Consider the following 26,321-nt stretch of genomic DNA (forward strand, 5'->3'; position numbering starts at 1 on the left):
GCACTCCTGTCCGTCACCTCTGCGGCGCGTGCACCAGCGTCGCGCGCCGTTCCGCCGGGTCGTGCCCGGTCACCACGACGGTCGCCCCCGCCGTGGCGGTCAGCCGCTCGGGCACCCGCGCGGGCACGGGCCGCTCCGCCGTCCGCCGGTCCACGTGCCGGAAGTCGGGCGGGAACGGCGCGGCCCGCTCGATCAGCCCTTGGTAGAAGTCGAGCCACAGCCCCTGGTCGAAGGTGATCGCCGCGGTGACGCGCCCCTGGTAGCCGTAGACGGCCACGAAGCGGCGCTCGGCCGTCGAGCCCTGGGTGATGACGACCTCGTCGGCGAAGGTGGGCACCCCGACCGACTTGATGTTGACGCCGAACTGACTCGACCAGAACACCGGCACCGACAGGTGCGGCCAGCGGTGCGCCTGGTCACTGACCATGTTGTGGGCGGCGATCTCGGCCTGGGCGACCGCGTTGCCCCAGTGCTCCAGCGTCATGAACTGGTACTGGTACAGCGGGTGCGGGAAACGCGCGATGTCGCCGGCGACGAAGACGTCGTCCGTCACCAGGCCGTTGGTGTCCACGGCGCGGCAGCCCGCGTCGCAGGCCACGCCCCACACGCCGGCGGCCAGCCCGGAGTCGTGCAGCCACTCGACGTTGCGGATCGAGCCGAGCGCGACGACGGCCACCTCGGCCTCCACCATGCTGCCGTCCGACAGGCGGGCGCCGCGCAGACGCCCGTCCGCGTCGCCCTCCAGGGCCGTGACCGTGGTGTCGCAGCGCAGGTCCACGCCGTGGTCGCGGTGCATCTGCGCCGCCACGTCGCCGATCACGCCGCCCAGGGCGCCGACCAGCGGGGCGGGGCCGCGTTCGACGACCGTCACCGGCAGGTCCAGCTCACGGCAGACCGAGGCGATCTCGCTGCCGGTGAAGCCGGCGCCGAGGATCAGCACCCGGCTCGGGCGGGCGTCCAGCGCTTGCCGCAGCCGGGAGGCGTCCTCCAGGGTGCGCAGCGTGTGAACGCCCTCCAGCGCGGCCTCGGCCTCGTGCGGCCAGGGCCGGGCGCGGGTGCCCGTGGCCAGCAGGACCCGGTCGAAGCCGATCTCCCGGCCGTCGGCCAGACGGACCTGTTTGCCGGCCAGGTCGAGGCCCGTCGCCGGAGTGCCCCACAGCCACTCGGCCTCGACCTCGCGCAGGCGGGGCAGCATGACGTGGTCGGGGGCCACCTGCCCGGTGAGGACCTGCTTGGAGAGGGGCGGCCGGTCGTACGGCTCGTGGCGCTCGTTCCCGATCACCGTCAGCGACCCGGCGAACCCGTCCCTCCTGAGCACCCCGGCGGCGCGCGCCCCGGCCAGCGAGGCCCCGACGATGACGATGCGCCCGTCGATCTTCCGCTCGGACTGCGGCACGGGGGATCGCGTGACCGTCCAGTCGAGGTGGATGGCCTGGACCGGGCAGGCGGCGGCCGCCCGCAGCACGCGCTCGCCCTGCTCGTCGGCGGGGTCCAGGTCGTACAGGAGCGACTCCTCCCGGACGGTGAAGACGTCCGGCGCGAGGAAGGCGCACTGCCCGTATCCCTGGCAGCGCGTCAGATCGACGACGACTTTCACTGGGCCACTCCCCCGTCGAGCGAGCACGCGCGCCCGCTCGACGTCGGCGGCGGCGGGCCCGGCCCGCGAGGACCTACCCCGTCCGCCCCGGCCCGTAGCTCGCCGATGGCAATGGTTTCCCCGTCCTTGCAGCTCAAATGACACTTGCAAACATCGTCTCTTATAGAGACAATGATTTCGGCCCTCGCGGAGCGCGGGGCCGGACGTGGTACTACTGGAGATCCGCGAAGGAGGCCGGACAGACAAGGGTGCACCCATGACCGAGCGCTATCTCGGGGTCATCGGCGTCGCCGAGGCCCTGGGCGTGAGCCGGCACGCGGTGCACAAGTGGCGCACCCGCTACCCCGGCGGCTCCGAGCAGCCCTTTCCCGAGCCGGACGTCGAGGTCGACGGGGCTCCCGGCTGGCGGGCCGATCGGCTGGACGAGATCGTCCGGTGGCGGGAGAGCCTGCCGGGCCGGGGCGCGGGCGGGGGGCGGCCCTCTCTCGCGCGCCAGGAATACCTCAAGGCCGCGATGGCCCGCGGTCTCGATCGCGACGAGGCCATGCGCGCGCTGGCCACGTTCGCCGTGGAGTTTCCCGAGATGACGGAGCCGGAGCTGTGCGCCTGGCTGGTCGGGAAATTCCGAGGCTGACGCTCTTTTCCGCTTTTTTCACACTTTCGCACCACACATCACGACGGAAGGCGATGACGCATGCCCGAAATCGGCGGGGAGACCGCACCGGGGTTCGAGGCGGTACGCGAGGCGTTCGCCGCCAACCTGACCAGTGGCCGGGACATCGGCGCCGCGGTCAGCGTTTACCTGCACGGCCGGAAGGTCGTCGACCTGTGGGGCGGGATCGCCGACCCCGGGACCGGCCGCCCCTGGGAGCGCGACACGCTGCAGGTCGTCTACTCCACCACCAAGGCCGTCACCGCGGCCTGCGCCCACCTGCTGGCCCAGCGGGGCGAACTCGACCTCGACGCCCCCGTGGCCCGCTACTGGCCCGAGTTCGCGGCCAACGGAAAGGAGCGCATACCGGTCCGGTGGCTGCTCACCCACCAGGCCGGGCTGCCCGCGATCGACCGGCCGATCACCCCGGCGGAGGCGATCGCCTGGGAGCCGATGGTCGGCGCGCTGGCGGCCCAGCGGCCGTACTGGGAGCCGGGGACGGCCCACGGCTACCACGCGCTGACGTACGGGTGGCTCGTCGGCGAGGTCGTCCGCCGGGTGAGCGGCCGCACCATCGGCGCCTTCCTGGCCGAGGAGATCGCCGCCCCGCTCGGCCTCGACCTGTGGATCGGGCTGCCCAAGACCGAGCAGCACCGGGTCAGCCGCATCGTCGCGGCCCTGCCCGGCTTCGACACCCTGACCGACACCGACACCGGAACCGGGACCGGCACCGCGATCGAGTTGGACGCCGTCCCCGAGTCCATGCGGGACGCGATGGCGGCCTACGCCGACCCGGCCTCGCTGACCATGCGCGCGCTGACCGTCGTCACGCCCGCGCTGGACCACAACGACCCCGACGAGCAGGCCGCCGAGATGCCCGCCACCAACGGCATCTGCACGGCCCGCGCCCTGGCCGGCTTCTACGCCGCGCTCATCGGCGAGGTCGGCGGCCACCGCGTCCTGACCCCCGCCACGCTGGCCGCCGCGACCGCGGAGCAGGTGGCCGGCGTGGACCGCGTCCTGCGCATACCCGTCCGCATCGGCACCGGGTTCGGCCTGCCGACCCCCGACGCGTACTGGTACTCCCCCACCGCCTTCGGCTTCCCCGGCCTGGGCGGCTCGATCGGCTTCGCGGACCCGGCGAGCGGGCTCGCGTTCGGTTACGTCATGAACCGGCTCTGGGAGGGGGTTCCGGACGTGCGCGGGCCGAGCCTGCTCGACGCCGTACGGCAGGCCATCGGGTGAGCGAACGCGGCTCCGTCGCCGGGGACATGGCGGGGCGGGCGAAGCCACGGGCCTTCGGCGCGCGATGCGAGGGTGGTTCTCCACCGCGCCCGCAGTTTGACGGACGATCTTTCATGCACCAGATTGATCGCGACTTTTCGGACCGTTCCCAAGGAAACCCATGAAGCGAACCATCGTCGGTGTCGCCCTGGTCGCGGGCGTGGTGCAGCTCACCGGCACACCCGCGCAGGCCGCATCGAAGATCGACCCCGTCAAGGTGCTCCAGACCCAGTTAGCCCGCGGCAAGGCCGTCAACGTGCGGTCCACGGCGAAGGTGGCGTACACGAGCAGCCTGGTCGCCACCTCCACCCTGGAGGGCACGATCGGGTTCGGGCCGGGCCGCGCGGTCGCGTCGGACGTGGCCCAGACCGTGCGGTACAGCAAGGCCCTGCTACGCACCCTGACGAAGACCCGCCCCAAGGAGACCGAGGCCCTGCAGCAGGGGCCGATCAGGATGATCTCCTCGGAGGAGGCGAGCTACGTCGCCGGCCCGGTGGTCGACGCGGCCCTGCCGCCGGACACGAGCTGGGTGCGGTACAGGTCGGAGCTGCCGCCGAGCAACCTGCTGCTCGAGGTCCTGGAGCCCGCCACGCTGAAGACGCTGCTGGCCGCCCGCACCTCCGCCGGCGGCGGAGTGGTCAAGGGGTCGGTGAAGGCGAGCAGGCTCGCGAAGGTGTCCCCCGCGTTCGCCGCCCTGTTCAGCACGCCGCCCAGGGCCGGCCGCGACGGCAGCATCGCCTACACCCTCTGGTTCAGCCCGGACGGCCTGATCGAGCGGGTGTCCGCGAAGGCCGTCCTGCCCCTGTACGTGAGCACCATCCGCGTCGAGTCGGACACCCGGTTCTCCGACTGGGGCCGCGAGGCCACTGTGCTCCTGCCGATGGAGGGGGACGTGATCGACCAGAAGGAGGTCGAGGCCGACGTGCCGAAGCAGGTTCCGGGGATCTGGAACTAGCCGGGAGCGGTCGGAGGTCCGCCTCCTGGACGTCGCACGGCCGCCCCGCGGGGCCGCCGGCGGCTCACTCCCGCAGGATGTCGAACGCCTGACCGGCCAGGCCGCGCGCCGCCTCCAGCGTCCGCCCCTCCTCGGGAAGCGCGTGAAAGGTCAGGACGGTGGCGCGCAGCGCGGCCACGCTGGCGCGGGCGAGGACGGAGGCGCGCAGGGCGAGCGCCGGCCCGTCCTCGTGGCCCGCCTCGGTGAGCCGGTCGCGCAGCGCGTCCATCAGCCCGTCCTCCAACTCCAGCAGCACCGGCTGCGCCGACCTGGCCGGGTCGGAGAACACCCGGCTCGGCAGGCCGCTGAACAGCAGGGCCACGCCGGTGCTGCGGGTGGCGGCGAGGTCGAGCAGCGCGTTGCGCACCGCCGTGTACGGCTCCTCCTGCGCCGGCCGGGCCCGCACCAGCCGCGCGACCTCGGGGAAGAGGTCGAGCACCTCCCCCAGGATCAGGTCCTCCTTGGAGTGGAAATAGCGGAAGAAGGTCCGCTCGGTGACGCCGACGGCCTCGGCGATGTCACGTACGGTCGTCTCCGCGTAGCCCCGCTCCTCGAACATGCGTGTCGCGGCCTCCTGCAGGGCCTGCCGCGTCGCCTTCTTGTGCAGCTCGCGCCGCCCCGCTGTGACCATGTCCGCATCATGCCACGCAAACACGTCATGACTGACACTTTCTCTGATATCGTCACGAAGTTCCCGGCGTACCAAGCGGTATGTCCATGCTCACTGGTACCATCTGGAACGTTCCATGATCAATCGGGAACCCGGGCTTTACGACCTGGCGGCGGACCGTGCCCACGGCCGAGCCTCCCGGCCTGGCGGGAGGTCTCTGGAGGGGGACCTCCCGCCATCATCTTGGTTGGTGGAACCTTGACCGCCATAAGCGACAAGTGTGGTAAATCTCCGTAAGCACTTTTTGTCACGGAGGTTTACATGCGTACCTTTGCTGTCGCCGGCTTGACGGCTTTGCTCCTCGGGCTGGGCGCCCATACCGCCGTCGCCGAACCGGCCGAGGACGGACCGGTCGAGCACGAGGTGCCGGCGACGCTCCGCTCAGGGGACGACTACTGGACCCCGGAGCGGATGCGGGCGGCCCCGCCGCTCGCCGCCCCCGCCCGTACGGCGGGCGCCGCGCCCAGCACGCCGTTCGCCGCCGGGGAGCAGGTGGACATCGCCCCCACCCCCACGGCCACCACCAAGCGCCTGTTCCCGCCGTACGCCACGACGGCGGCCAAGCAGCAGACGTGGAAGTCCGGCGGGCTGGTCGCCAAGACGGCGGGCAAGGTGTTCGGCACCGGGGGCAACGGCAAGGACTTCGTGGCCTCGGGCAACGTGGTGAACAGCGCGGACGGGGACGTCGTCGTCACCGTCGCGCACGCGTTGATGGACGGCGAGGGGCGCTGGAGCAAGAACCTGGTGTTCGTGCCGGCGTACAAGAACGGGGCGGCGCCGTACGGGAAGTTCCCGGCGCGGACCATGTTCATGTGGTCCGGCTACTACAAGGACGGCGCTCACGTGCCGCCGTTCGACTTCGGCATGCTGGTCGTCAAGCCCGTGAAGGGCAAGACGGTCGTGAAGACCGTGGGCGGGCAGGGCATCAGGTTCAACTCCACCGCCGCCAGGCCGTCCAACCTGCTGCTCGGTTACCCGAGCAACGGCAACGGCGGCAAGACCCTGCAGTACTGCAGCGGTGCGTCGGTCAACCCGGCGTACGGCATGAAGTACGCGATGATCTGCGACATGGGCGGCGGCTCCAGCGGCGGGCCGTGGTTCCAGGACTTCAACAAGACCACCGGCACCGGCTACCAGATCTCCGCCCACGCCCTGCGCAACACCACGACCAGCTACGGCGCCTACTTCGGCCCCGAGGCGCTCAAGACCTTCCAGGCCGCCGTGGCCGCCTGAACAGGCTGAGGGCCGCCGCCCCGGGGCGGCGGCCCTCAGCGGGGACGGATCAGACGCCGAACGCCGCCGCGTACCGGATGGTGCCGGCGGGCACGGGCCTTTCGGGGTCGAAGACGAGGGCCATCATGTACTTGTCCTCGACCTCGAAGGGCGGCCGGATGGAGTGGCCGGAGGCCGGGGTGAAGCCGAAACGCGGGTAGTACTCGGCGTGGCCGAGCACGAGGACGAGGTTCTCGCCCAGCTCACGAGCGGCCTGCAGACCGGCCCGGACGGCGGCGGAGCCGGCGCCCCGCCGCTGGTGCTCGGGCCTGACGGCACACGGGCCCAGGGCGAGCGCCGGAGCGTCGCCGACGTGGCACCGGGTGAGCAGCGCGTATCCGGCGATGTCGCCGCCGGGCGCCTCGGCGACCCAGGACAGGCCCGGGATCCACGCCTCGGGATCGGCGCGCAGGGCCTCGACCAGGTCGGCTTCCATCGGGGTGGGAAAAGCGGCGAGGTTGACCTCACGGATCTGGGCGAGGTCGGCGGTGGTCTCGGTGCGGGTGATCCACGAAGTGGTCATGGTGAAGTCCGTTTCTACGGGGAGGACCCCGGCGAACCCACGCGGTGGGTCAGAGCGGGGCCCGGGACGTGAGGATGGTCCGGGCGCTGCGCAGGGCAGCCGTCACCGCGGTCATCAACCTCACCCCCCTCTCATCCCTGAGATCCGACACCAGACGCCCGGTAGCCTAACACTCCCGGCGGCTACCCCTGAACCGTGCGCCAGCCGAACGTCAGGGAGCCCGCCAGCAGCACCGCGCCCGACAGCACGCCGCTGACGATCGGCACCCACGCCACGGCCGCCGTGAAGGCCAGGGCCAGACCGGCCCCGCCGAGCACGCTCAGCACCACACCGGGTACGGCGATGCCCCAGTCCTTCCAGATCGGCGCCAGCGCGACGAAGTGCACGCCCACCACCAGCGACACCCACGCCACGTTCAACTGCTCGGGCCCGCCCCAGGCGGCCAGCAGCCGCAGGCCGCCGAAGAGCAGGACCACCTCGGCGGCCACGACCGCCAGGTAACCGGGGCTGAACATGTTCCGGCCGGTCTCACCCGCCGGACGCTCCTTTCGTACGGCGGCGAACCACAGGGCGAGCACCCCCACCGCGGCCAGGCAGGCGGCCACCCGCAGGACGTTCACGGCCACGGCGTTCAGCGGGCTCTGGGCGTTGACGACGACGAACACCGCGCCGAAGACCGCTCCGATCAGTAATCCAGTCATACGCTGCATGACCTCTATGAAAGCCCGCGCCGGCCCCTGCCCGCATGGGGGCTAGGACGAGGACCGGGTAGCCCTGGCCCTACCTCGCCGAACCGCGCAGACCAGCACCTCGAGCTCGCGCGGGCTCAGCCGCTGCGCCGGCTCGGCGATCTCCCTGGCCCTGACCCAGGTCTGCTCGAACAGGTCGATGAGCGTGGTGATCAGGCTCTGCTGCCTGATCACCAGGGCGCCCGGCGAGTAGGGGACGGGGGTGATCCGGACGAACGCCACCGCGCGGTCGAAGACGAGCAACTGCTGGATCGGCTCGTCGACGACCCGGTGCAGGTCGCCGGCGGCGTGCAGCTCTCTGAGCCGGGCCGTCTTGCGCGGGTCGTCGAGGACGCTCGAGTGGATGATCGTCCGCATCGCCAGCGCGTCACCGGCCAGACGGGCGCAGGCGTCCCGGAGGGGCCGGGCGAAATATCGGACTTCGGCGGCGGCCGTGCGCACGGCTCCGGCCAGGGCCGTCCGGGGGAGGCGGGCGATCTCCGGGCCCGGGACGCCGTCGTCCTCGCCGCCGAGGCGCAGCTCATCGCCGTCGGCCGCCACCCAGACGCCGGGGTGGCCGGTCCACACCGAGTACGGCGACGTGCCGGTGTGCTCGGCCGCAGCGCGCCACCCGGCCAGGTCGCCGAGGTCGCCGCAGCAGCCGGGGGCCGTCAGGACCCGGTCATCGGCCTTGAGCAGGTGGCCGCCGGGGAGCGGGCCGACGTACTCGATCACGTCGTCCCTGGTCGTGGGCGGCTCGTCCGGCACCGCGCGGAGCAACGACGTCAGCGCGGGGCCGGTCGTGAAGCTCGACAGCCGGATCAGCACCGGGTCGTCCGCGATGGGGGCGGGCAGGCCGGCGGCGGCCACCCGGCCTGCCAGTAGTCGTCGTGGAGGGCCCGGTCGGCCGGGGGCTCCGGGTAGCCCTCCGTCAGGTCGTGGAGGGCGCCGCCGAGCGCGTCGATCACCGGTATCAGTCGGACGGTCATCCGGCCCATTCTCGCCCGGCCAGGTCAGGTGAGGGAGATGCCGATCATCCGGGCTCCGGTCTCCGTACGGGGGCGGTGGCTGCTGCCGGGGGCGAAGACCACGTAGCTGCCGGGCCCGAGCCGGTGCCCACGGTCGATGAACTCCCCCGACACCACGTAGTAGCGCTCTTCCGTCTCGTGCTCGTCCACCTCGGGCCATTCGGCGCCGGGCGCGAAGTCGTACGCCCATCCACGGGCCGAGGCGGTCACCGGCAGCCCCCGGCGGACGATGCCGGGAGCGACCTCGGTGCCGTCGATGTCGTCGATGCGCAGAATCTGCATGTCGTCTTCCACGGCTCCATCGTCGGGCGCGACGGGAGAGCCCGGAAAGCGTCTGGATTGTCATCATTAGGTACATTCCTGCCATGACCGTGCATCGCGTGGTGGCGCTGGCCGGGCCGCCGCAGTCCCCGTTCGAGCTGGCGTGCGCCGCCGAGGTCTTCGGGATGTCCCGCCCGGGGCTGCCGTCCCCGTACGCGTTCGGGGTGTGCGCCGAGCGGACCGGCCCCATGGCGACGCCCGTGGGCTACGACATCCAGGTGAGCCAGGGGCTGGCCGCGCTCGACGCGGCGGACACGGTCGTGATCCCCGGCTGGCAGCGGCGCGCCGAGCCGGCCACGCCGGCGGTGATCGGCGCGCTGCGGCGGGCGCACCGGCGCGGCGCGCGGCTCGTGGCGATCTGCTCCGGCGCCTTCCTGCTGGCCCAGACCGGCCTGCTCGACGGCCGCAGGGCCACCACGCACTGGCGCATGACCGCCGAGCTGGCCGCCCGCTTCCCGCGGGTCGAGGTCGAGCCCGACACCCTGTACGTCGACCTCGGTGACCTGGCCACCAGCGCGGGCACCGCCGCCGGCGTCGACCTGTGCCTGCACCTCGTACGCACCGACCACGGCGCCGCCTACGCCGCCCAGGTCGCCCGTCACATGGTCATGCCCCCGCACCGCGAGGGCGGCCAGCTCCAGTACGCGCCCCCGGACCACGGGGACCGCCCGCCCGACTCCCTGGCCCCGCTGCTCGACTGGGCCGCCACGCGGCTGCACGAACCCCTGACGGGCGACGACCTCGCCGCCCGGCTCGGCGTCTCCACCCGCACGCTCGCCCGCAGGTTCGCCGGCCAACTGGGGGTCAGCCCGGGGAAGTGGCTGCTCGAACGGCGCATCACCGCGGCGCGTGCGCTGCTGGAGGAGAGCGATCTGCCCGTCGAGACGATCGCCCGCAAGGTGGGCCTCTCCTCGGCCACCAACCTGCGCAGGCACTTCCAGCACGCCCTGAGCACCACCCCGGGCGCCTACCGGCGCTCCTTCGGCACCGGCGCAGGCCCTCTCAAACCCGGCTGACCGCCAAGGCGAGGGCGAAGGAGGCCACCGCCAGGACGAAGAAGGCCGCGGGGTAGGCGATGTTGTGGAACACCCGGGCCCGGACGTGCACCACGAGCGCCCCGGTGAAGAACAGCACGAGCCCGCCCGCGGCGGCGATCCCCAGCGGCCCGACGCCCAGGAGCCCGAGCAGGAGCCCGGCGGCGCCGGCGGCCTTCAAGGCGGCCAGGAGCGGAATCCAGGAGGGCGCGATGCCCAGCTCGGCCGAGTTGGCCAGGACGAAGCGGGCCCCGAGGAAGTCGGCCAGGGCGGCCCAGGCATTGATCACGATCGTGACGACGGTGACGGCGACGTAGGAGGGGAACACCCTTCGAGCGTGGCCGAGCGGGCACCTTGGCGTCCAATACCTGCGTCTATAACCTGACGGCATGGATGTGGACACGCGGCTGCTGCGCTATTTCGTCGCCGTCGCCGAGGAGGGCAGCCTCACCCGCGCCGCCCAGCGGCTGTTCGTGTCGCAGCCGGCGCTGACCAAGCAGATCAAACAGCTCGAGGCCCGGCTCGGGCTGCGGCTGTTCACGCGGTCCCGGGCGGGCATGGCCCTCACCCCGCCGGGCCAGGCGCTGGCGGAGCGGGCGCCGGGCGTGCTGGCCGCGTGGGACCGCTCCGTACGGGAGACCAGGCACGTGGCCGACCGGGAGGCGCGCGTGCTGCGCGTGGGCTTCATCGCCAGCGCCGCCAACGAGGCCACCCAGCACATCGTCGCGGCGTTCGCCCGCCTGCGCCCGGGGTGGCGGGCCGACATGCGGCAGGCCGCATGGTCGAACCCGGCCGCCGGCCTCACCGACGGCGAGGTGGACGTGGCCCTGCTGCGCCTGCCCTTCCCCGGGCAGGACGCCCTCCGGGTGGAGGTGCTGCTCACCGAGCCCCGCTGGATCGCGCTCTCCTCGGCGCACCCGTACGCCACCCGCGACGTGATCCCCTTCCGTGACCTCTGGGACGAGCCGTTCGTCGCGGCGCCGCCGGAGACGGGCCGCTGGCGGGACTACTGGCTGGCCGTGGACGACCGCGAGGGCCACCCGGTCCGCGTCGGCGCGGTCACCGACCAGCCCGACGACTGGCTGAGCGCGATCGCCAACGGGTACGGCGTCGCCCTGGCCCCCGAGTCCTCCGCCCGCTACTACGCGCGCCCCGGCGTCACCTACCGCCCCGTCAGCGGCGTCGCCCCCAGCCAGGTCGGCGTCGCCTGGGCCCCCGCCGACGACGCCAACCCCGTCGTCCAGGACTTCGTCCGCTGCTGCCTGGAGAGCAGACCGGCGACTCAAGGCCAGGGACAACCCTAGGAGCACCCCGGAGGACCGTTGCCGATCACGGCCTCGCCTCCCTACACGCTGATCACGACCTTGCCTTTGGCGTGACCCCGCTCGAGGTATCCGACCGCCTCGCGGACCTCCCCGAGCGCGTAGGTCCGGTCGATGACCGGCGTGATCTTCCCGTCCTCGATCAGCCCGTGCAGGACCAGCAGGTCGTCCTGGCTCCCCGTGGACAGGAAGAAGGGCATCCGCTTGCGCACGACCCTCGAGTACACGACCTGCTTGGCCACGCCGATCAGCGGCCCCGCCCACAGGCCGGGGGCGGGTGCGCAGTTCACCAGCGCGCCCGTCCGCGTGAGGATCCGCCGCAGGTCGGTGAGTGAGCGGTTGGCCACCAGGTCGAGGATCAGGTCGTAGCGCCGCCCGGTACGGGTGAAATCCTCCTTGGTGTAGTCGATGACGTGGTCGGCGCCGATCGAGCGGACCATCTCCAGGTTCGGCGTGCTGCACACTCCGGTCACCTCGGCGCCGTACGCCTTGGCGAGCTGCACCGCGAACGTGCCCATGCCGCCCGCCGCGCCGTTGATCAGCAGCCTGTGCCCCGTCGTGATCCGGCCCTTGTCGCGCAGGGCCTGCAGCGAGCTCACCGCCGCCACCGGCACGGAGGCCGCCTCCTCGAACGTCAGGCGGCCGGGTTTCCTGGCCACCATCGAGTCCTGGTGCATGCTGGCGTATTCGGCGAAGCCCGCACTGCGCTCGATGGAGGCGATCCCGCGTCCGCCGAACACGTCGTCGCCGGGCTTGAACTTGGTCACGTTGCGGCCCACGGCCTCGACGTGGCCGGCCAGGTCGCCGCCCATCGTGTGGTCCTTGGGACGGGACAGGCCCGACTGCAGGCGGGCGACGTACGGCGTGCCGCGCATGCCGTGCCAGTCGAGCGGGTTGACCGAGGCGGCCCGCACGCGGATCAGTATCTCGTCGTCGCCGACGGCGGGCATGGCGACGTCCTCGAGCTGGAGGACGTCGGGCGGGCCGTAGGCGCGGAATCGGATTGCCTTCATGGTGGCGTCAGCCATGCCTCAAGCTTCGGGTCGCGTACCCGTCCGGCGAAATCACGAGAATTCGTGATCCGCGGGTGGATCACGGCGATCGGGGCGGTAGTAGGGTCCAAGCCACCATGGCCAGACCCCCGCGCCGCCTGGGCAACCTCCCGGCCGAGCCGACCAGCTTCGTCGGCCGCCGCCGCGAGCTCGCGGACGTCAGGAGGAAGCTCGCCGAATCCCGGCTGGTCAGCCTCGTCGGGCCGGGCGGGGTCGGCAAGTCGCGGCTGGCGATCCGGACGGCGGGCGACCTCGGGCGCGGCTTCCCCGACGGCGCGTGGCTGGTCGAGCTCGCCGAGCTGCGGGACGCGACCCTCGTCGGCGACGCCGTCATGGCCGCCCTGGACCTGCGCGACCAGGCTGTGACCGAGCCGTCGGCGCTGGTGCTGTCGTACCTGCGGGACAAGCGGCTGCTGCTGGTGGTGGACAACTGCGAGCACCTGCTGGCGGCCGCCGCCCGGCTCGTCGCGGACGTCCTGCGGGCCGCGCCGGGCGTGCGCGTGATCGCCACCAGCCGCGAGCCGCTCTCGGCGCCGGGTGAGCACGTGGTCCCCGTGCCGCCGCTCGACCTGCCCCCGGCGCACGCCGGCGGGGCCCTCGCGGCGCTGCGGCAGAACGAGGCGGTCAGGTTGTTCGCGGAGCGGGCGGCGGCCGGGTCGGGCACGTTCGAGCTGACCGCGGCCAACCAGGCCGCCGTGGCGGATCTGTGCCGCCGGCTCGACGGCCTGCCGCTGGCGATCGAGCTGGCGGCCGTCAGGACGCGGGTCCTGACGGCGGAGCAGATCCTGGAGCGCCTGTCCGACCGGTTCGAGCTGCTCACCGGCGGCGGCCGGGCCACGCTGCCCCGCCACCAGACGCTGCGCACGACCATCGACTGGAGCCACGACCTGCTGGCGGCGGCCGAGCAGACGCTGCTGCGGCGACTGTGCGTGTTCGCGGGCCGGTTCACGATCGACGATCTCGAGGCGGTCTGCGCGTACGGGGACGTGCCCGTGGCGCGGGCGCTCGACCTGCTGTCGTCGCTGGTGGACAAGTCCCTGGTGATGAAGGAGGACGTCAGGGGCCTGGCCTGCTACCGCCTGCACGAGACCATGCGCGAGTACGCCGGGCTCAAGCTGCGCGCGGCGGGCGAGGAGGAGGAGCTCCGCCGCCGCTACACCGGCTACTACGTCACCCGGTGCCGCCGGTCGTCGGCGGAGGCCACGCATCGGCTCGTCGAATGGCTCGGCTGGATGGACCTGGAGATCGACAACGTCCGGTCGGTCCTGCGCGGCCTCGTGACCGAGGGGGACGCGCGGCGCGGGCTCGGCCTGGCGTACTCGCTCGGCTACTACTGGATCACCCGCGCGCTCGGCGAGGGCGCCCGCTGGCTCGACGAGCTGCTCGAACCCGGGTACGGCCGGGTGCAGGATCAGGCGCTGGGCCGCTACATGCGCGGGTTCCTGGCCGTGCTGCAGTCCGACCCGGCGACCGCCGTCCCGATGCTGGCGCGGGCGGTGGCGCTGGCGCGCGAGGCGGGGCTGCCGACCTTGCTGGCGCAGTCGCTCGCGCTGGCCTCGATCGCGGCCAGCATGGCGGGCGACCGCCCGTCGTCCGCCCGCCTGGCCGGCGAGGCGCAGGCCGTCACCGCGGGGCTCGACGACCACCAGACCCGGCTCATGTTCCTGCAGTCGCGGGCGCTCGTCGGGCTCTTCCACGGCGACTTCGACGTGGTGCGTACGGTGGCGACGGAGGGCGTACGGCTCGGCAGGGAGACCGGCGACCTCTACAGCCTCGACATGATGCTGGTGAACCTGGGCTCGGTCCGGCTGATCGCCGGTGACCTCGACGAGGCGCTGCCGCTGTTCACGGAGGCGCTGCGGGTCGCCGTCGAGATCGACGACCGGGTCGGACAGTACGTCGTGCTCGACGCCCTGGGCTGCCACGCCGCGGGCTCCGGCCGGGCGCGGCTCGCGGCCCGCCTGCTCGGGGCGGCGGAGACCGTGCGAACGGGGGCCGGGGCGAGCGTCCTGCCCTATCTCGCGCCGCTGCTGGCCAGGGCCGAGGAGTCGGCCACGGCGGCGCTCGGGGCCACCGGGTACGCGGCCGAGTTCGCCACGGGCCGCCGCCTGAGCCGGGAGGCCGCGATCGCGCTGGCGCTCGGCGAACCGGCCCAGCCCCCGCCGGCCCCGCCCGGCCTGGACCCGCTGGGCAAGCGGGAGGCCGAGGTCGCCCGGCTGGTCGCGGACGGCCTCAGCAACAAGCAGATCGGCGCGCGGCTGTTCATCTCCGAGCACACCGTGGACAGCCACGTACGCGGCATCATGAACAAGCTCGGCGTCAACTCCCGCGCGCAGATCGCCGCCTGGATGGCCTCCCGAGCGGGCCAGGGCCGGCCGTAGTCCCGCTCCCAAGCCTGCTTCAACGACGGAGCTTCAACGGGGAGCCGGCACCGCCTCGGGGCCGAACCACGTGGTGAGCGCGTCGGTGAGCGGGGTCTGCGGCCGGTCGCCGGTGCGGGTGGCGAGCCAGGCGGTGTGCCCGTCCGGGCGGATCAGCAGGGCCGCGAGGTCGGGGTGCTGCTCGCAGCGGGCGAGGTGGGCGTCGACCCGCCCGGCCCACCCGTCGGCGGAGACGCCCTCGGTGAAGTCGAGCAGCACGCCGCGGCCCGCCCGCAGCAGCCGGGCGACGCTGGTGGCCTCGCCGTCCACGGTGAGCGCCAGGTTGGGGGCCAGCCGCCCGAGCCACGGATGCCCCTGCCCGGGGGCCACGTCGTAACGGGTGGACACGTCGTAACGGGTGGACACGCCGGTCGTCAGCTCGCCGAGATAGCGGTTGACCGGCTCAATCGCGGCCAGGTCGGTGAACAGCTCACGCAGCGGGTCCAGCCGCGGGTCGTCTCCCCCGAGCAGCTCCTGCACCCGCGTGTGGCGGAGCACCAGCTCCCCCGCGGCGTGCCGCTCGTCATGGTACGACCGCAGCAACCCCGGAGCCCCCCACCCCTGGACGACGGCGGCCAGCTTCCACCCGAGGTTGACCGCGTCCGCGAGCGCCACGTTCACACCCACCGCCCCCGCGGGCGGGTGGATGTGGGCCGCGTCCCCGGCCAGGACGACCCGCCCGGCGACGTACCGGTCTGCCTGCCGCGCCGCGTTGCCGAACCGGGTCAGCCAGCGGGGCGCCTCGATCGGCACGTTCCGCCCCAGCGTGTGGTCCAGGACGCCCTGGAAGTAGTCGAGCGTCACCGGCGCGTCGCGCTCGGCGGGCGGGCCGGGGTCCGCGGTGACGATCCGCACGTAGCCGGGACGCGGGATCACGAACACCGCCCCGTGCTCGCCCGCGGTGACCCCGAAGGGGAGATCGTCGGCCCGGCTCAGCTCCACGTCGCCGAGCAGCGAGTAGGAGGTCGCCGCCGTCCCGGGGAAGCCGATGCCGGCCAGCTTCCTGACCGTGCTCCGCGCGCCGTCGCAGCCCACCACGTAGGCGGCCCGGACCCGCCGCTCCCCCTCCGGCGTCCGCACGGAGACGGTGACCCGGTCGTCGTCCTGGTCCAGGCCGACGACCTCGCACCCCCGGTGGATCGGCACCCTGAGCTCCTCGGCCCACTGTTCGAGCAGCTCCTCGACCCGTGTCTGGGCGATCCCGAGCACGTAGGGGTGGTCGGTGCCCATCAGGCCCAGGTCGAGCGTCCGGCGCGGGTCCCCGAACATCGCGTACGTCACCGTCGGCCCCTCGGCCAGGAACCGCTCCGCGATCCCGCGCCGGTCCAGCAGCTCCAGGCTGCGCGCGTTGAGATTGAACCCGCGGCACTGGTCGGGCCGCCGCGCGTGCCGCTCGACCACCATCGCGCGCACTCCGGCCAGGGCCAGCTCGCCCGCCACCATCAGCCCGGCGGGCCCGGCGCCCACCACGATCACATCGGCTTCGCCGTCCATTCACGCCTCCTTCGTCGACGACGTGTCCACGACCCAGCCGTCCGGCCATTCCAGCGTCCCCGCCTCGATCTCGCCGACCGTCTGCTCCGCCCAGGCCAGCTCGGTCTCCATCACCCGCAGCGCGTATTCGGCCTCAAGGACGAACAGCCGGGGCACCTCGGCCAGCGCCGCCTCGTGCTCCCGCCGGATCCCGTCGATCAGCTCCCGCAGCCGCCCGGCCCGCTCCCGCAACGCCGCGGCGGCGCCTTCGGGGCCCAGCGCGCCCAGGTAGGTGACGGCCGACAGGAACTTGGGGTATTCGTCGGCGGGCACCCGCAGCAGCTCGTCCAGCCAGCGCACGAACTCCTCCTTGCCGAGCGGGGTGTGCGCGTAGACCGTCCGCTCCGGCCGTCCGCCGACCCGGGCGGTCTCCTGGGCCGCGATCCAGCCGGCCCGCTCCAGGGCGCGGACCACGTCGTAGAGCGAGCCGGTCGTGAGCTTGAAGCTGCGGTCGAGGCCGCGCTCCCGCAGGGTCGCGGCCATGGCGTGCGGGTGCATGGGGCTCTCCTGCAGCAGGCCCAGCACCGCCAGGCCCAGGAGGTTGGACACCTTACGTCGTGAACTCGTCACCAATTCCTCGCTTCCGATTACTCGGATCCGAGTATAACCATGGCGCACGCCAGTACGTCGAGCCCGCTTCTCCGGCGGGAGCTCACCGCATGTCGGCCAGGGCCTTGCGGGCGTAGGCGCGGACGTCGGCGTCCGTGTCGGCCAGCGCGGCCCGCAGGGCGTCCGCCACCTCCGGCGACGCCGTCCACGGGGTGAGCGCGAGCACGGCCGCCTTGCGTACGTCGAGGTTGGCGTCCGACAGCGCCGCCACCAGCGGGGGCGCCGCGGTGGCCGGCTCCGCGGCGGCGAGGCAGCGGGCCGCCCCGACCCGGACCTGCCAGTCCGCCTCCCCCAGCCCTCGTACGGCCTCCGCCTCCAAAGGTGTGCCCACCGCCCCCGAGGACTCCAGGGCGGCGGCCCTGACCAGGGGGTCGGCGTCGGCCGCGAGCACCGCCAGGGCCGCCACCGGCTTGCCGACGAGGCCGAGGCCCTTGGCCGCCTGGACCCGTACCTCCCTGGACGGGTCGGCGGCGGCGGTGGCCACCAGGCCGGCCTCGTCGAGCGAGACCAGCCCGCGGATCGCGGCGATCCGCACCCGGTGGTCGGCGTCGGCCAGCCCGGCCCGGAAGGTCTCGGTCCGGCCCAGCCGCAGCGCGCGCAGCGCGTCCAGGACGGCGGCCCGGACGATGGCGTCGCCACCGGACAGGCACTCCGCCAGGGACCGGCCCAGCTCGGCGGTGGCGGGCAGGACCTCGACCAGTTCGATGAGGCCGGTCGCGGCGGCCCGGCGCACGGTCCCGTGGGCGTCGGTGAGCGCCGTGGCCAGCGCCGCGCCCGTTCCCTCCGGCACGGTCTCGGTGAGCGTGGCGATGGCCGCCCGGCGTACCTTCGGATCGGGGTCGGCGAGGTAGGGGGCGAGGTCGGCCACGCCCGGCTGCTCCTCGGCGAGACGGTGCAGCTCCAGGATGCGCGGCGAGCGCCCGACCGCGGCCCGCTCGACGCGCTCCTTCGCCGCGCGCCGCACGACCGTGGCCGCCTGCGCGCCCAGCACCACCGGCTCGGCGGCGACGGGCGCGAACTCCGCCACCGGCACCACGTACGGCTCCACCGGCCGCTTGACGAACTCCATGGCCCCGTCGCCGCGCTTGCGCAGGTTGAGATGGAACAGCCACTCCCCGTCGTCGCGCCGCGGCAGGTCGGCGCGCTCGTGGTAGAGCCCCCACCGGCTCTCGGTACGGGCCAGCGAGGAGCGCGCCGCCATCTCGGCACAGTCGCGGATGAAGTCGACCTCGGCGCAGCGCATCAACTCGTGCGGCGTCGTCGCCCCCATGGCGGCGATCTCGTCCCGCATGCGCTCGAACGACTCCAGCGCGATCTCCAGCTTGGCCCCCGTCTTCGGCGGGGCCACATAGTCGTTGACGAAGCGGCGCAGCTTGTACTCGACCTGCTGCTGCGGCGGCCCGTCCGGGTGGCGCAGGGGCCGGTAGGCCAGGTCGTGGGCGGCGGCGATCTGGTCGTCCGGCAGTGGCGCCCCGGCCTGGTGGTGCGCGGCGGCGTGGGAGCCGGCGAGGTCGCCGAAGACGAAGGCACCGATCATGTAGTTGTGCGGCACACAGGCCAGATCGCCCGCCGCGTACAGCCCCGGGACGGTCGTCGCGCCGTTCTCGTCCACCCACACCCCGGACGCCGAGTGCCCTCCGCACAGCCCGATCTCCGAGATGTGCATCTCCACGTCATGGGTGCGGTAGTCGTGGCCGCGTCCCGAATGGAACGTGCCACGGGTGGGCCGCTCGGTCGAGTGCAGGATGTTCTCGATGGCGGTGACGGTCTCGTCGGGCAGGTGGGAGAGCTTGAGGTAGATCGGCCCCCGGGCGGAGGCGATCTCGGCGGACACCTCCGACATCATCTGGCCGGACCAGTAGTCGGAGTCGACGAACCGCTCCCCCTGGTTGTTGACCTGGTAGCCGCCGAACGGGTTGGCCACGTACGCGCAGGCCGGGCCGTTGTAGTCCTTGATCAGCGGGTTGATCTGGAAGCATTCGATGCCGCTGAGCTCGGCCCCCGCGTGGTAGGCCATGGCGTAGCCGTCGCCGGCGTTGGTGGGGTTCTCATAGGTGCCGTACAGGTAGCCGCTGGCGGGCAGGCCGAGCCGGCCGCAGGCGCCGGTCGCCAGGATCACGGCTCCGGCGCTGACCGTGACGAAGCGGCCCGACCGGGTGTCGAACCCGGCCACGCCGGCCGCCCGGCCCTGCGAGGTGAGCACCCTCACCGGCATGACCCGGTTCTCGATGCGCACCTTCTCCCTGATGTGGCGCTGGCGCAGCACCCGGTAGAGGACCTTCTTGACGTCCTTGCCCTCCGGCATGGGCAGGACGTAGCTGCCCGAGCGGTGCACGCGGCGCACCGCGTACTCGCCGTGCTCGTCCTTCTCGAACTTGACCCCGTACCGTTCCAGGCGGCGCACCATGTCGTAGCCCCTGGTGGCGGTCTGGTAGATCGTCTTCTGGTTGACGATGCCGTCGTTGGCCCTGGTGATCTCGGCGACGTAGTCCTCGGGGGTGGCCTTGCCGGGGATGACCGCGTTGTTGACGCCGTCCATGCCCATGGCGAGCGCACCGCTGTGCCGTACGTGGGCCTTCTCCAGCAGCAGCACCCGCGCGCCCCGCTCGGCGGCGGTGATCGCGGCCATCGTGCCCGCGGTGCCGCCGCCGACGACCAGCACGTCGCACTCCAGGTGCAGGCGGTCCTCGATCGAGGGGATGTCCATTCACAACTCCTTGAGGATCTGGGCGCGCAACGCGGCGCGGTCGGCGGCCGGGTCGCGCGGGCCCGGCACCTCGATCAGGGCGCGTACGCCGCCACGGCCGAGCACCACCACCCGGTCGGCGAGCAGCAGCGCCTCGTCCACGTCGTGGGTGACGAAGACGACCGTCGCCCTGGTGTCCGCCAGCACGTCGAGCAGGAGCGACTGCATCTCGGCGCGGGTCTGGGCGTCGAGCGCGCCGAACGGCTCATCCATCAGCACCGCACGGGGCGCCCCGGCCAGGGCGCGGGCGAGTTGCACGCGCTGGCGCATGCCGCCTGACAGCTCGCGGGGCAGCCGGTCCTCGTGCCCGGCCAGGCCGACCCGGGCGATCCACTCCTGGGCGGCCGTCCTGCGCTCGCGCTTGGGCAGGCCGCGCACGCGCAGCGGCAGCTCGACGTTGCGCCGGACACTGCGCCAGGGCAGCAGGGCGTCGTCCTGGAAGATCATCGCGCGGTCCCGCGAGGTGGCCGCGACCTCCTCGCCGCCGGCCACGATCCGGCCACCGTACGGGCGCAGCAGCCCGGCCAGCGCGCGCAGCAGCGTGGACTTGCCCGACCCCGACGTGCCGACGACCACCAGCACCTCGCCGGGACGCACTGTCAGGTCCACGTCGCGCAGGACGGGGTCGCGGGCGTAGCCGAGCGACAGCGACTCCAGCGTGATCCCGATGCTCACGACCCGCTCCCCTCGGCCCGCGGCAGCCACCGCGTCACGCGCCGCCCGACCAGCTCGACGGCGGCCGAGGTGAGCCAGCCGAGCAGGCCGATGGTGATCATGCCGACGAGGACGGCGGGGTAGTCGACGATCGTGTACGACATCCAGGTCCGGTAACCGACCCCGAACTCGCCGGAGATCATCTCCGCCGAGATGACGCAGATCCAGGCCACGCCCATGCCGACCGACAGGCCACCGAACACGCCGGGCAGGATGCCGGGGAGCACGACGTACCAGAGCACGTGGCGGCGGTCGCCGCCGAGCGTCCTGACGGCGTCCTCCCAGAGCGTGGGCAGGGCGCGTACGGCGTGGCGGGTGCTCACCATGATCGGGAAGAACGCGGCCGCGCACGTGATGAACACGATGCCCTGCTCGTCGGCGGGGAAGAGCAGGATGGCCACCGGCACGAGCGCGATCGCCGGAATGGGCCGGACGGCCTCCAGCAGCGGCAGCAGCACGTCGCCCGCCTTCGTGGACCTGGCGACCAGCACGCCGACGGCGATGCCCGCCACCGCCGCCAGCCCGAACCCGGTCAGGATCCTGATCAGGCTCTGCAGCAGGTCGAGGTAGTAGACCTGGGTGGTGAGCCGGTTCGCGGCGTGGGCGGCGATCTCCCCGAGCGTGGGCAGCCGGTCGAACCTCAGCCACAGGCGGGCGTCGGTGACCGTGAGCACTTGCCACAACCCGGCCGCCACCAGCACGGACGCCACCCGGGTGAGCCGCCGCCGCGTTCTCCCGCCGTTCGCGGCGCGCTCCTGTGGCACCGCCGGCGCCTGCCGGGGCGGGGCGGCGGTGCGCGTCTCCACGGTCATCGGGGATCAGCCCCCTTCAGCGCCTCCGCGTAGGTGACGGGCTCGGCCTCCGGGTGCTGCTCGCGGTAGGCGTCGGCGCCGTCCTGCGTGGTGAAGGGCAGGAACTCCGCGGCCCTTCCCGCGGAATCCTTGGCGGGGGCCTTGAGCCAGACGGACCGGTCGGCGAACCACCGGGTGCCGGTCACCGTGTCGGGCACGTAGGCCGCGCGCACCCGCCGGTCCGCGGCGGCGACCGCACGCAGCAGGCACGTGGGGGTGGCGGCGGGCCTGGTCGTGCTCTCGCCTTCGAGCCAGAGCTCGGACGCGGTCTGCGGCTTGTCCACCGGCACGCCGCAGACGGCGTCGGCGCCGGTGATCGCGGCGGCGTTCGCGGTGCCCGCCCGGTCCGCGTCGTACGTGGGCCCGTACGCCTTGCGCAGGTAGGAGTCGTTGACGAAGGAGGCGACGTCCACGCCGGAGAAGTCCTGGCTGATGCGCTTGAGGTAGGCCACGTCGTGCTGGTGCGCCTGCCGCAGCGGCTCCTTCAGCGTGACGTCGAAGGTGGCGATGCCGCCGCGGCCGTTGTAGAGGTAGACGACCTCGGGCGGCAGCCCCGTGGCCTCGGCCACCGACTCGGCGGCCTCCAGCGGGTGCTCGTGCAGGTAGCGGGTGGCCTCGATCTGGGCCTTGAGGAAGGCGTCCACGATCTCCGGGTGCTCCTTGGCGTACGCCTGCCGCACCACCACCCCGTGGAAGGTCGGCACGTCCAGGGCCGAGCCGTCGTACACGAGCCGGCCCTTGTCCTGGAAGGCCAGCAGCCCCGGCCAGGCCACGAACTGCGCGTACCCCTGGACCCCGCCCGACTCGAGCTGCGCCGCCCCGACGGCGGGCTGGTGGTTGACCGTCTCCACGTCCGTGACCCCGGCCTTCTCCAGGGCCTGGACCAGCGTGCCGTGCCCGGCCGAGCCCACGCTGGCGGAGATCTTCGTACCGGCCAGGTCGGCCAGCGTCTTCGCCTTGGACGTGGTCGGCACGAGCACCATGTTGAGCCCGCCGCGCAGGTTGTAGCCGGTGGTGGAGATCAGCTCGGTGCGGGCGGCCGGGACGGCCTGGGTGCGGGAGGCGTTGATCAGCAGCGGGTAGTCGCCCATCGACCCGATGTCGATCTTCCCGGCCACCATCTTGGCGGTGATGGGCGCGCCGGTCTCGTAGTCCTGCCACTCGACCTGGTACTTGTCGCCGAGCCGCTTCTCGAGATAACCGAGCGAGCGCAGCAGGGTGCCCGCCGTGACCGTGTTGATGGTCTTGGACTGGTAGCCGACGACGAGCCTGGTCTTCCCGGTGTCGCCTGACGGGCCGGAGACCGAGCAGGCGGCGGTGGCCACGAGGATGATCGCGGCCGTCAGAGCCTTGCGCATGGCGCGTTCCTTCATCGCAGCAGGTACGGGATGTTGATGGTGACCGCGTCGACCGGGCAGCGGGCCGCGCAGGGGCCGCAGTACCAGCACTCGTCCACGTGCATGTACGCCTTCCCGGTCTCGTCACTGATCGCCAGGGAGTCGAGCGGGCACGCCTCGACGCACAGCGTGCAGCCGTCGATGCACAGGGCCTCGTCGATCGTCACGGGGACCTCGACGCGCTGGTTGATCAGGGCCATGCGGGCTCCTCCTCCGGGGTTCGTCTCAGGTGGCCGCGCATGGTCAGCCGGTCGCCCCTGAAGCGGATGAACTCCAGGTCGACCGGCCTGCCGTCGGCCAGGTATGTGAGCCGCTCGACCATCAGCAGCGCGGCCCCGCGCGGCGTGCCGAGCGCGGCGGCGGTGTGCGGATCGGCGTTGACCGCCTCGAGCGTGAGCTCGGCCATGCCGAGCGGACGTCCGGCGATGCCCTCGAGCAGGACGAAGATGTCGTTGCTCGTCAGGTCCTCGTCGAACAGCGGCTCACCGACGTCGCGGACCAGGTAGGTGAGGTCGAGCGAGAGCGGCAGGCCGTTCAGGCTGCGCAGCCGCTCGAGGTAGACGACCTGCTCGCCCGGTTCGAGCCCGAGCCGCGCGCTGACCGGGGCGGGCGGCTCCATCAGTGTCATGGTGCGGACCTGGTTGGTGACCTGCCCGTGCTCGTGCAGGGTCTCGGCCAGGCCGAGCAGGCGGTGCAGGCCATGGGGGTACTTCTCGGCCGCCACCGTCGTGCCCACGCCGGGGCAGCGCTCGACCAGCCCCTCCTCGCGCAGCAGGTCGAGCGCCTCGCGTACGACGTTGCGCGAGGTGTCGAACTCGCGGGCCAGCGCCGCCTCGAGCGGGAGCTGCCCGCGCGGGAAGCCGCCGCCCTGGATGATCTGTCTTCTCAGCAGGTCGGCGACCTGCCGGGCACGATCCGCCCGGCGCCGCCGATCGTCGAGCGCCACCCGTTCCATGGCCATCAACCTACTTAATAGGTAGGAATAATGGAATAACGGAGAGGTTGCGCCACCTGCGAAGACGCCCATCCCGGCGCTGACCTGGCAGGCAACCGCCACCCCACCAAGATCTGCCACCCCTCACCCCGCACGCCGCACCGACCCACCCAACGGCCCGCCGGCATGCCCACCATGGGGAGGGCCGAGCCGGTCGGCCTCGCTACCGAGGTCGCCGGGGAACACCGCGACCGGGAGCGGGCGCGTGTGGCGTCCGCCGTCCCGGCCGACATCACCGTCACCCCCGCTCGCCCGGCCGGTCCACGATCGTCGAGGTGAGCAGGGCCGTGGTCCACACCGAGCCCTTGGCGGCCATCAGGTCTCCGCCCGACTGCGAATACTCGTCGCGCAACCAGACCGTGTGCCGGCCCAGGTAGCGGTAGGTCTCCGGGTCGAGGATGTCGTAGTCGCGGAAGGGGGAATCAATGCCGTTGTCGAGCCAGACGCCCAGACCGCGACGGCCGGCCGCGTCGGGGATGCCCTGTTCGATCCGGATGCCGGGGATCAGGGCCAGCGCGCGGAACATGGCGGCCTCCAGCTTCGGCGGCATCACGCCGTACCTGCTGAGGTAGAGCGTGATCACGCGGTAGGCGCGGCTCGCGTCCGGCTCCACGACCTTGGGGACGCCCTCCTCCACCGGCCAGTCGATCCAGTGGCGGTCGCCCGTGACCTTGGCCAGCAGCCGTTTCGGGTCGGTCGGGAGGGCGCGCAGCTTCTGGTCGTACTGCTGCGGCGACAGGTCGTCGTCGCCCGGATCGGGGGGCACGTCCCGGACGACCGGCTTCCCCGCCTCGTCGAAGCCGGCCGTCTGCTTGCCGTCGTAACGCATCCACCGTTCGAAGGTCTGGGTCTCGTCTCTGTTCGGCTGCTTGTCGAGGGTCTTGGTGTACTGCCATTGCGTCGGGCGCGGCACCTCGCCGGCCCCCTCGCGCCTGCCCACGGTGTCGGCGGCGCGCGCCAGGACCACGCTCGGATCGAGGCGTACGGCCTGCGACGGGCCCACCGGGGTGGTGATCGGTGGCTGGGGCCGGGCCACGACCACGGCGACGGCCGTGGCGGTGCCCAGCACGCCGGCGAGAAGCAGGGCCCGGCCCAGTCCGCGCCTGCGCCCGCGCATCCGCCGCAGCAGCCGGCGGCGCTCCGGGACCAGCCATTCCTGTCCCGGTTCCGGGACCACGGCGCGCAGTTCGCGCAGCGACCTCAGGTCATCCATCGAACGACTCCTCTCGGGCCGACGTGGGATCGGATCCGCCGAGTGCCTGCCGCGTCCTGGCCCTCGCCCGGTGCAGGCGGGACCGGACGGTGCCTGTCGGGATGTCCAGCGCCCGGGCCACGTCCTCGTACGACATGTCCGCCCAGGCCACGAGTAAAAGCACCTCCCGGTCGCCGGCCGGCAGCTCCGCCAGCGCCGCGGCCAGGCCGGACTGCTCGGCGGCGACGCGGTCGTCGATGCGGTCGGCGTAGGGCTCGGTGATCTCGTCCACTCCGGTACGCGCGAGCGCCCGGTAGAACCGGACCTCCACCCGGTGGTGCCGCTTGATCAGTCTGGCGGCGATGCCGTACAGCCAGGGGCGGGCGTCCGGATGGGACGTGTCGTAGTGGCGGCGGCGCCGGAAAGCGGCCAGGAAGGCGTCGGAAACGATGTCGTCGGCCAGTGACTCGCCCAGTCGCCTCGCGACGTAACGTCTCAGAGCGGCGGCGTGGCGGTCGAAGAGCTCGGCGAAGACCTCCGGGACCTGCGCGGAGCGCCGGATCAGCTCGGCGTCCGCGGTGCTGCCGGGTACTTCGGCGATCACATGTTGCTCCGTCCTTACGGGGTCTGCTGCCTTTCGCCCGCAGGGCCCGCAAGAGTTCGCGTTCCGCAGTGTGATGTACGTCTCACCTTGCCCCGGGGCCTCGACGGCGGGAAGCCGGCCTCCGGGATCGCCGAACGGCGGCCTCCCCCACGGAGAGACCGCCGTGTGGCGTCGGGTCAGAACTGCTGGTTGTCCAGCGTGTTGACCTTGATGGCGGTGATCTTCACCTGCAACATCCGCACCTGCGCCGTGCCCGCGGGCTTGGTGCAGGCGAAGCTGAGCTGGCCCGTGCTGGTGAAGTTGTGGACGACGTTGAGGAACACGCCCTGCTTGCCGTTCGGCGGCAGGGTGACCTCGGCGTTGTCGGTGTCGGCACCGCCGGCCGCGCTGATGAGACACGTGTAGTTGATCGCCGTGGCGCCGGTGTTGTGGGCGGTGAGCTTCGCAGTGATCGTGTACGCGCCGGTGGACAGGAACGCGCTGAAGCCGGGGCTGAGCGAGTTGGAGTGGATCAACTGGTTGTTCCACCGGCTGATCACCTCCGGGGGCACCGCCTCGGCCGAGGTGACGTTACCCGCCAGCAGCGCGCCCGCGCCCACCACGGTGGCCGCGGCCAGCGCGGACAGGCGCAGGCTCAGGCGACGGCGGGCCGGGACGGTCGACGGCATGGTCATACGATTCTCCTGATGTGGAATGCGTTGCCCCGCGCGGGATCGCACGGGGAGCGCACGCCTGTCACCGGCCGTGGGCGGCGTCCACCGGCTCGCGTGCACCCCGGGAACGT

At 72.7% G+C, this 26,321-nt stretch carries 27 protein-coding genes; 7 read left to right on the forward strand and 20 right to left on the reverse strand.

Features of this window, described 5'->3' with window-relative positions; all coding sequences use genetic code 11:
* Window positions 1–13 precede the first annotated feature (13 nt).
* Window positions 14–1,597: an FAD-dependent oxidoreductase gene (locus AB0I15_RS18670; protein WP_358096500.1), complete on the reverse strand. Its 1,584-nt coding sequence runs from the start codon at window positions 1,595–1,597 to the stop codon at window positions 14–16.
* Window positions 1,598–1,853: 256 nt separating this feature from the next.
* Here AB0I15_RS18670 and AB0I15_RS18675 point away from each other — a divergent pair, with 256 nt between their 5' ends.
* The 3 genes from AB0I15_RS18675 to AB0I15_RS18685 all read left to right on the forward strand — a co-directional run bounded on the left by AB0I15_RS18675 (window position 1,854) and on the right by AB0I15_RS18685 (window position 4,488).
* Window positions 1,854–2,231, forward strand: coding sequence for a hypothetical protein (locus AB0I15_RS18675; RefSeq protein ID WP_358096503.1), 378 nt, complete (start codon window positions 1,854–1,856; stop codon window positions 2,229–2,231).
* Between the two features lie 60 nt (window positions 2,232–2,291).
* Window positions 2,292–3,494 carry a serine hydrolase domain-containing protein gene (locus tag AB0I15_RS18680; protein ID WP_358096506.1) on the forward strand — a complete coding sequence of 401 codons (1,203 nt, stop codon included), beginning with the start codon at window positions 2,292–2,294 and terminating at the stop codon, window positions 3,492–3,494.
* A 160-nt stretch (window positions 3,495–3,654) separates the two neighbouring features.
* Window positions 3,655–4,488, forward strand: coding sequence for a hypothetical protein (locus AB0I15_RS18685; protein WP_358096509.1), 834 nt, complete (start codon window positions 3,655–3,657; stop codon window positions 4,486–4,488).
* A 64-nt stretch (window positions 4,489–4,552) separates the two neighbouring features.
* Here AB0I15_RS18685 and AB0I15_RS18690 read toward each other — a convergent pair whose 3' ends face one another.
* Entirely contained in the window at window positions 4,553–5,158 is a 606-nt protein-coding gene (locus tag AB0I15_RS18690; RefSeq protein ID WP_358096511.1) for a TetR family transcriptional regulator, read from the reverse strand.
* Window positions 5,159–5,482: 324 nt separating this feature from the next.
* Between AB0I15_RS18690 and AB0I15_RS18695 the strand changes: the two genes are divergently transcribed.
* A complete protein-coding gene (locus AB0I15_RS18695) occupies window positions 5,483–6,430 on the forward strand; it encodes a hypothetical protein (RefSeq protein WP_358096514.1) in 948 nt (315 codons plus the stop codon).
* A gap of 49 nt (window positions 6,431–6,479) precedes the next feature.
* On the opposite strand, the gene AB0I15_RS18700 is transcribed toward AB0I15_RS18695, so the two are convergent.
* From AB0I15_RS18700 to AB0I15_RS18720, 5 genes are all read right to left on the reverse strand, one after another.
* Window positions 6,480–6,992 carry an N-acetyltransferase gene (locus AB0I15_RS18700; RefSeq protein ID WP_358096517.1) on the reverse strand — a complete coding sequence of 171 codons (513 nt, stop codon included), beginning with the start codon at window positions 6,990–6,992 and terminating at the stop codon, window positions 6,480–6,482.
* A gap of 182 nt (window positions 6,993–7,174) precedes the next feature.
* Entirely contained in the window at window positions 7,175–7,693 is a 519-nt protein-coding gene (locus AB0I15_RS18705; protein WP_358096520.1) for a hypothetical protein, read from the reverse strand.
* Between the two features lie 51 nt (window positions 7,694–7,744).
* A complete protein-coding gene (locus tag AB0I15_RS18710; protein ID WP_358096523.1) occupies window positions 7,745–8,590 on the reverse strand; it encodes a hypothetical protein in 846 nt (281 codons plus the stop codon).
* On the reverse strand, window positions 8,542–8,709 hold the full coding sequence (locus AB0I15_RS18715) for a hypothetical protein (protein ID WP_358096526.1): 168 nt from the start codon (window positions 8,707–8,709) through the stop codon (window positions 8,542–8,544). The genes AB0I15_RS18710 and AB0I15_RS18715 overlap by 49 nt, the downstream gene beginning before the upstream one ends.
* 24 nt (window positions 8,710–8,733) lie before the next feature.
* Window positions 8,734–9,042 carry a cupin domain-containing protein gene (locus AB0I15_RS18720; protein ID WP_358096529.1) on the reverse strand — a complete coding sequence of 103 codons (309 nt, stop codon included), beginning with the start codon at window positions 9,040–9,042 and terminating at the stop codon, window positions 8,734–8,736.
* A gap of 71 nt (window positions 9,043–9,113) precedes the next feature.
* Between AB0I15_RS18720 and AB0I15_RS18725 the strand changes: the two genes are divergently transcribed.
* Window positions 9,114–10,085 (forward strand): helix-turn-helix domain-containing protein, encoded by a 972-nt coding sequence (locus AB0I15_RS18725; RefSeq protein ID WP_358096531.1) that lies wholly within the window; start codon window positions 9,114–9,116, stop codon window positions 10,083–10,085.
* Here AB0I15_RS18725 and AB0I15_RS18730 read toward each other — a convergent pair.
* Window positions 10,072–10,431: a DoxX family protein gene (locus AB0I15_RS18730; RefSeq protein WP_358096534.1), complete on the reverse strand. Its 360-nt coding sequence runs from the start codon at window positions 10,429–10,431 to the stop codon at window positions 10,072–10,074. The two genes, AB0I15_RS18725 and AB0I15_RS18730, sit on opposite strands and share 14 nt — an antisense overlap.
* A gap of 61 nt (window positions 10,432–10,492) precedes the next feature.
* Here AB0I15_RS18730 and AB0I15_RS18735 point away from each other — a divergent pair, with 61 nt between their 5' ends.
* Entirely contained in the window at window positions 10,493–11,407 is a 915-nt protein-coding gene (locus tag AB0I15_RS18735; protein ID WP_358096537.1) for a LysR family transcriptional regulator, read from the forward strand.
* Between the two features lie 41 nt (window positions 11,408–11,448).
* On the opposite strand, the gene AB0I15_RS18740 is transcribed toward AB0I15_RS18735, so the two are convergent.
* A complete protein-coding gene (locus AB0I15_RS18740; protein ID WP_358096539.1) occupies window positions 11,449–12,453 on the reverse strand; it encodes an NAD(P)-dependent alcohol dehydrogenase in 1,005 nt (334 codons plus the stop codon).
* A gap of 101 nt (window positions 12,454–12,554) precedes the next feature.
* On the opposite strand from AB0I15_RS18740, the gene AB0I15_RS18745 reads away from it, so the two are divergent.
* On the forward strand, window positions 12,555–14,858 hold the full coding sequence (locus AB0I15_RS18745; RefSeq protein ID WP_358096541.1) for a LuxR C-terminal-related transcriptional regulator: 2,304 nt from the start codon (window positions 12,555–12,557) through the stop codon (window positions 14,856–14,858).
* Between the two features lie 33 nt (window positions 14,859–14,891).
* On the opposite strand, the gene AB0I15_RS18750 is transcribed toward AB0I15_RS18745, so the two are convergent.
* From AB0I15_RS18750 to AB0I15_RS18800, 11 genes are all read right to left on the reverse strand, one after another.
* Complete coding sequence (locus tag AB0I15_RS18750) at window positions 14,892–16,391, reverse strand: FAD-dependent monooxygenase (RefSeq protein ID WP_358096544.1); 1,500 nt, start codon at window positions 16,389–16,391, stop codon at window positions 14,892–14,894.
* Complete coding sequence (locus AB0I15_RS18755; RefSeq protein ID WP_358096546.1) at window positions 16,392–17,000, reverse strand: PadR family transcriptional regulator; 609 nt, start codon at window positions 16,998–17,000, stop codon at window positions 16,392–16,394.
* An 82-nt stretch (window positions 17,001–17,082) separates the two neighbouring features.
* Window positions 17,083–19,746, reverse strand: a complete 2,664-nt coding sequence (locus tag AB0I15_RS18760; protein WP_358096549.1) for a fumarate reductase/succinate dehydrogenase flavoprotein subunit — start codon at window positions 19,744–19,746, stop codon at window positions 17,083–17,085.
* Entirely contained in the window at window positions 19,747–20,460 is a 714-nt protein-coding gene (locus AB0I15_RS18765) for an ABC transporter ATP-binding protein (RefSeq protein WP_358096552.1), read from the reverse strand.
* Window positions 20,457–21,311 (reverse strand): ABC transporter permease, encoded by an 855-nt coding sequence (locus tag AB0I15_RS18770; protein ID WP_358096554.1) that lies wholly within the window; start codon window positions 21,309–21,311, stop codon window positions 20,457–20,459. Before AB0I15_RS18770 ends, AB0I15_RS18765 begins: the two co-directional genes overlap by 4 nt.
* Window positions 21,308–22,708: an ABC transporter substrate-binding protein gene (locus AB0I15_RS18775; protein WP_358096557.1), complete on the reverse strand. Its 1,401-nt coding sequence runs from the start codon at window positions 22,706–22,708 to the stop codon at window positions 21,308–21,310. The genes AB0I15_RS18770 and AB0I15_RS18775 overlap by 4 nt, the downstream gene beginning before the upstream one ends.
* 11 nt (window positions 22,709–22,719) lie before the next feature.
* On the reverse strand, window positions 22,720–22,947 hold the full coding sequence (locus AB0I15_RS18780) for a 4Fe-4S dicluster domain-containing protein (RefSeq protein WP_185071124.1): 228 nt from the start codon (window positions 22,945–22,947) through the stop codon (window positions 22,720–22,722).
* The gene (locus AB0I15_RS18785) at window positions 22,938–23,702 is read right to left on the reverse strand and encodes a GntR family transcriptional regulator (RefSeq protein ID WP_358096560.1); all 765 of its coding nucleotides are present in this window, start codon (window positions 23,700–23,702) and stop codon (window positions 22,938–22,940) included. Before AB0I15_RS18785 ends, AB0I15_RS18780 begins: the two co-directional genes overlap by 10 nt.
* Before the next feature lie 277 nt (window positions 23,703–23,979).
* Window positions 23,980–24,954: a CU044_5270 family protein gene (locus AB0I15_RS18790; protein ID WP_358096563.1), complete on the reverse strand. Its 975-nt coding sequence runs from the start codon at window positions 24,952–24,954 to the stop codon at window positions 23,980–23,982.
* Window positions 24,947–25,537 carry an RNA polymerase sigma factor gene (locus tag AB0I15_RS18795; protein ID WP_358096565.1) on the reverse strand — a complete coding sequence of 197 codons (591 nt, stop codon included), beginning with the start codon at window positions 25,535–25,537 and terminating at the stop codon, window positions 24,947–24,949. The genes AB0I15_RS18790 and AB0I15_RS18795 overlap by 8 nt, the downstream gene beginning before the upstream one ends.
* A 176-nt stretch (window positions 25,538–25,713) precedes the next feature.
* Window positions 25,714–26,211 (reverse strand): hypothetical protein, encoded by a 498-nt coding sequence (locus AB0I15_RS18800; protein WP_358096568.1) that lies wholly within the window; start codon window positions 26,209–26,211, stop codon window positions 25,714–25,716.
* Window positions 26,212–26,321 lie beyond the last annotated feature (110 nt).

This window comes from Nonomuraea sp. NPDC050643 (assembly GCF_040654715.1).
GTDB lineage: Bacteria > Actinomycetota > Actinomycetes > Streptosporangiales > Streptosporangiaceae > Nonomuraea.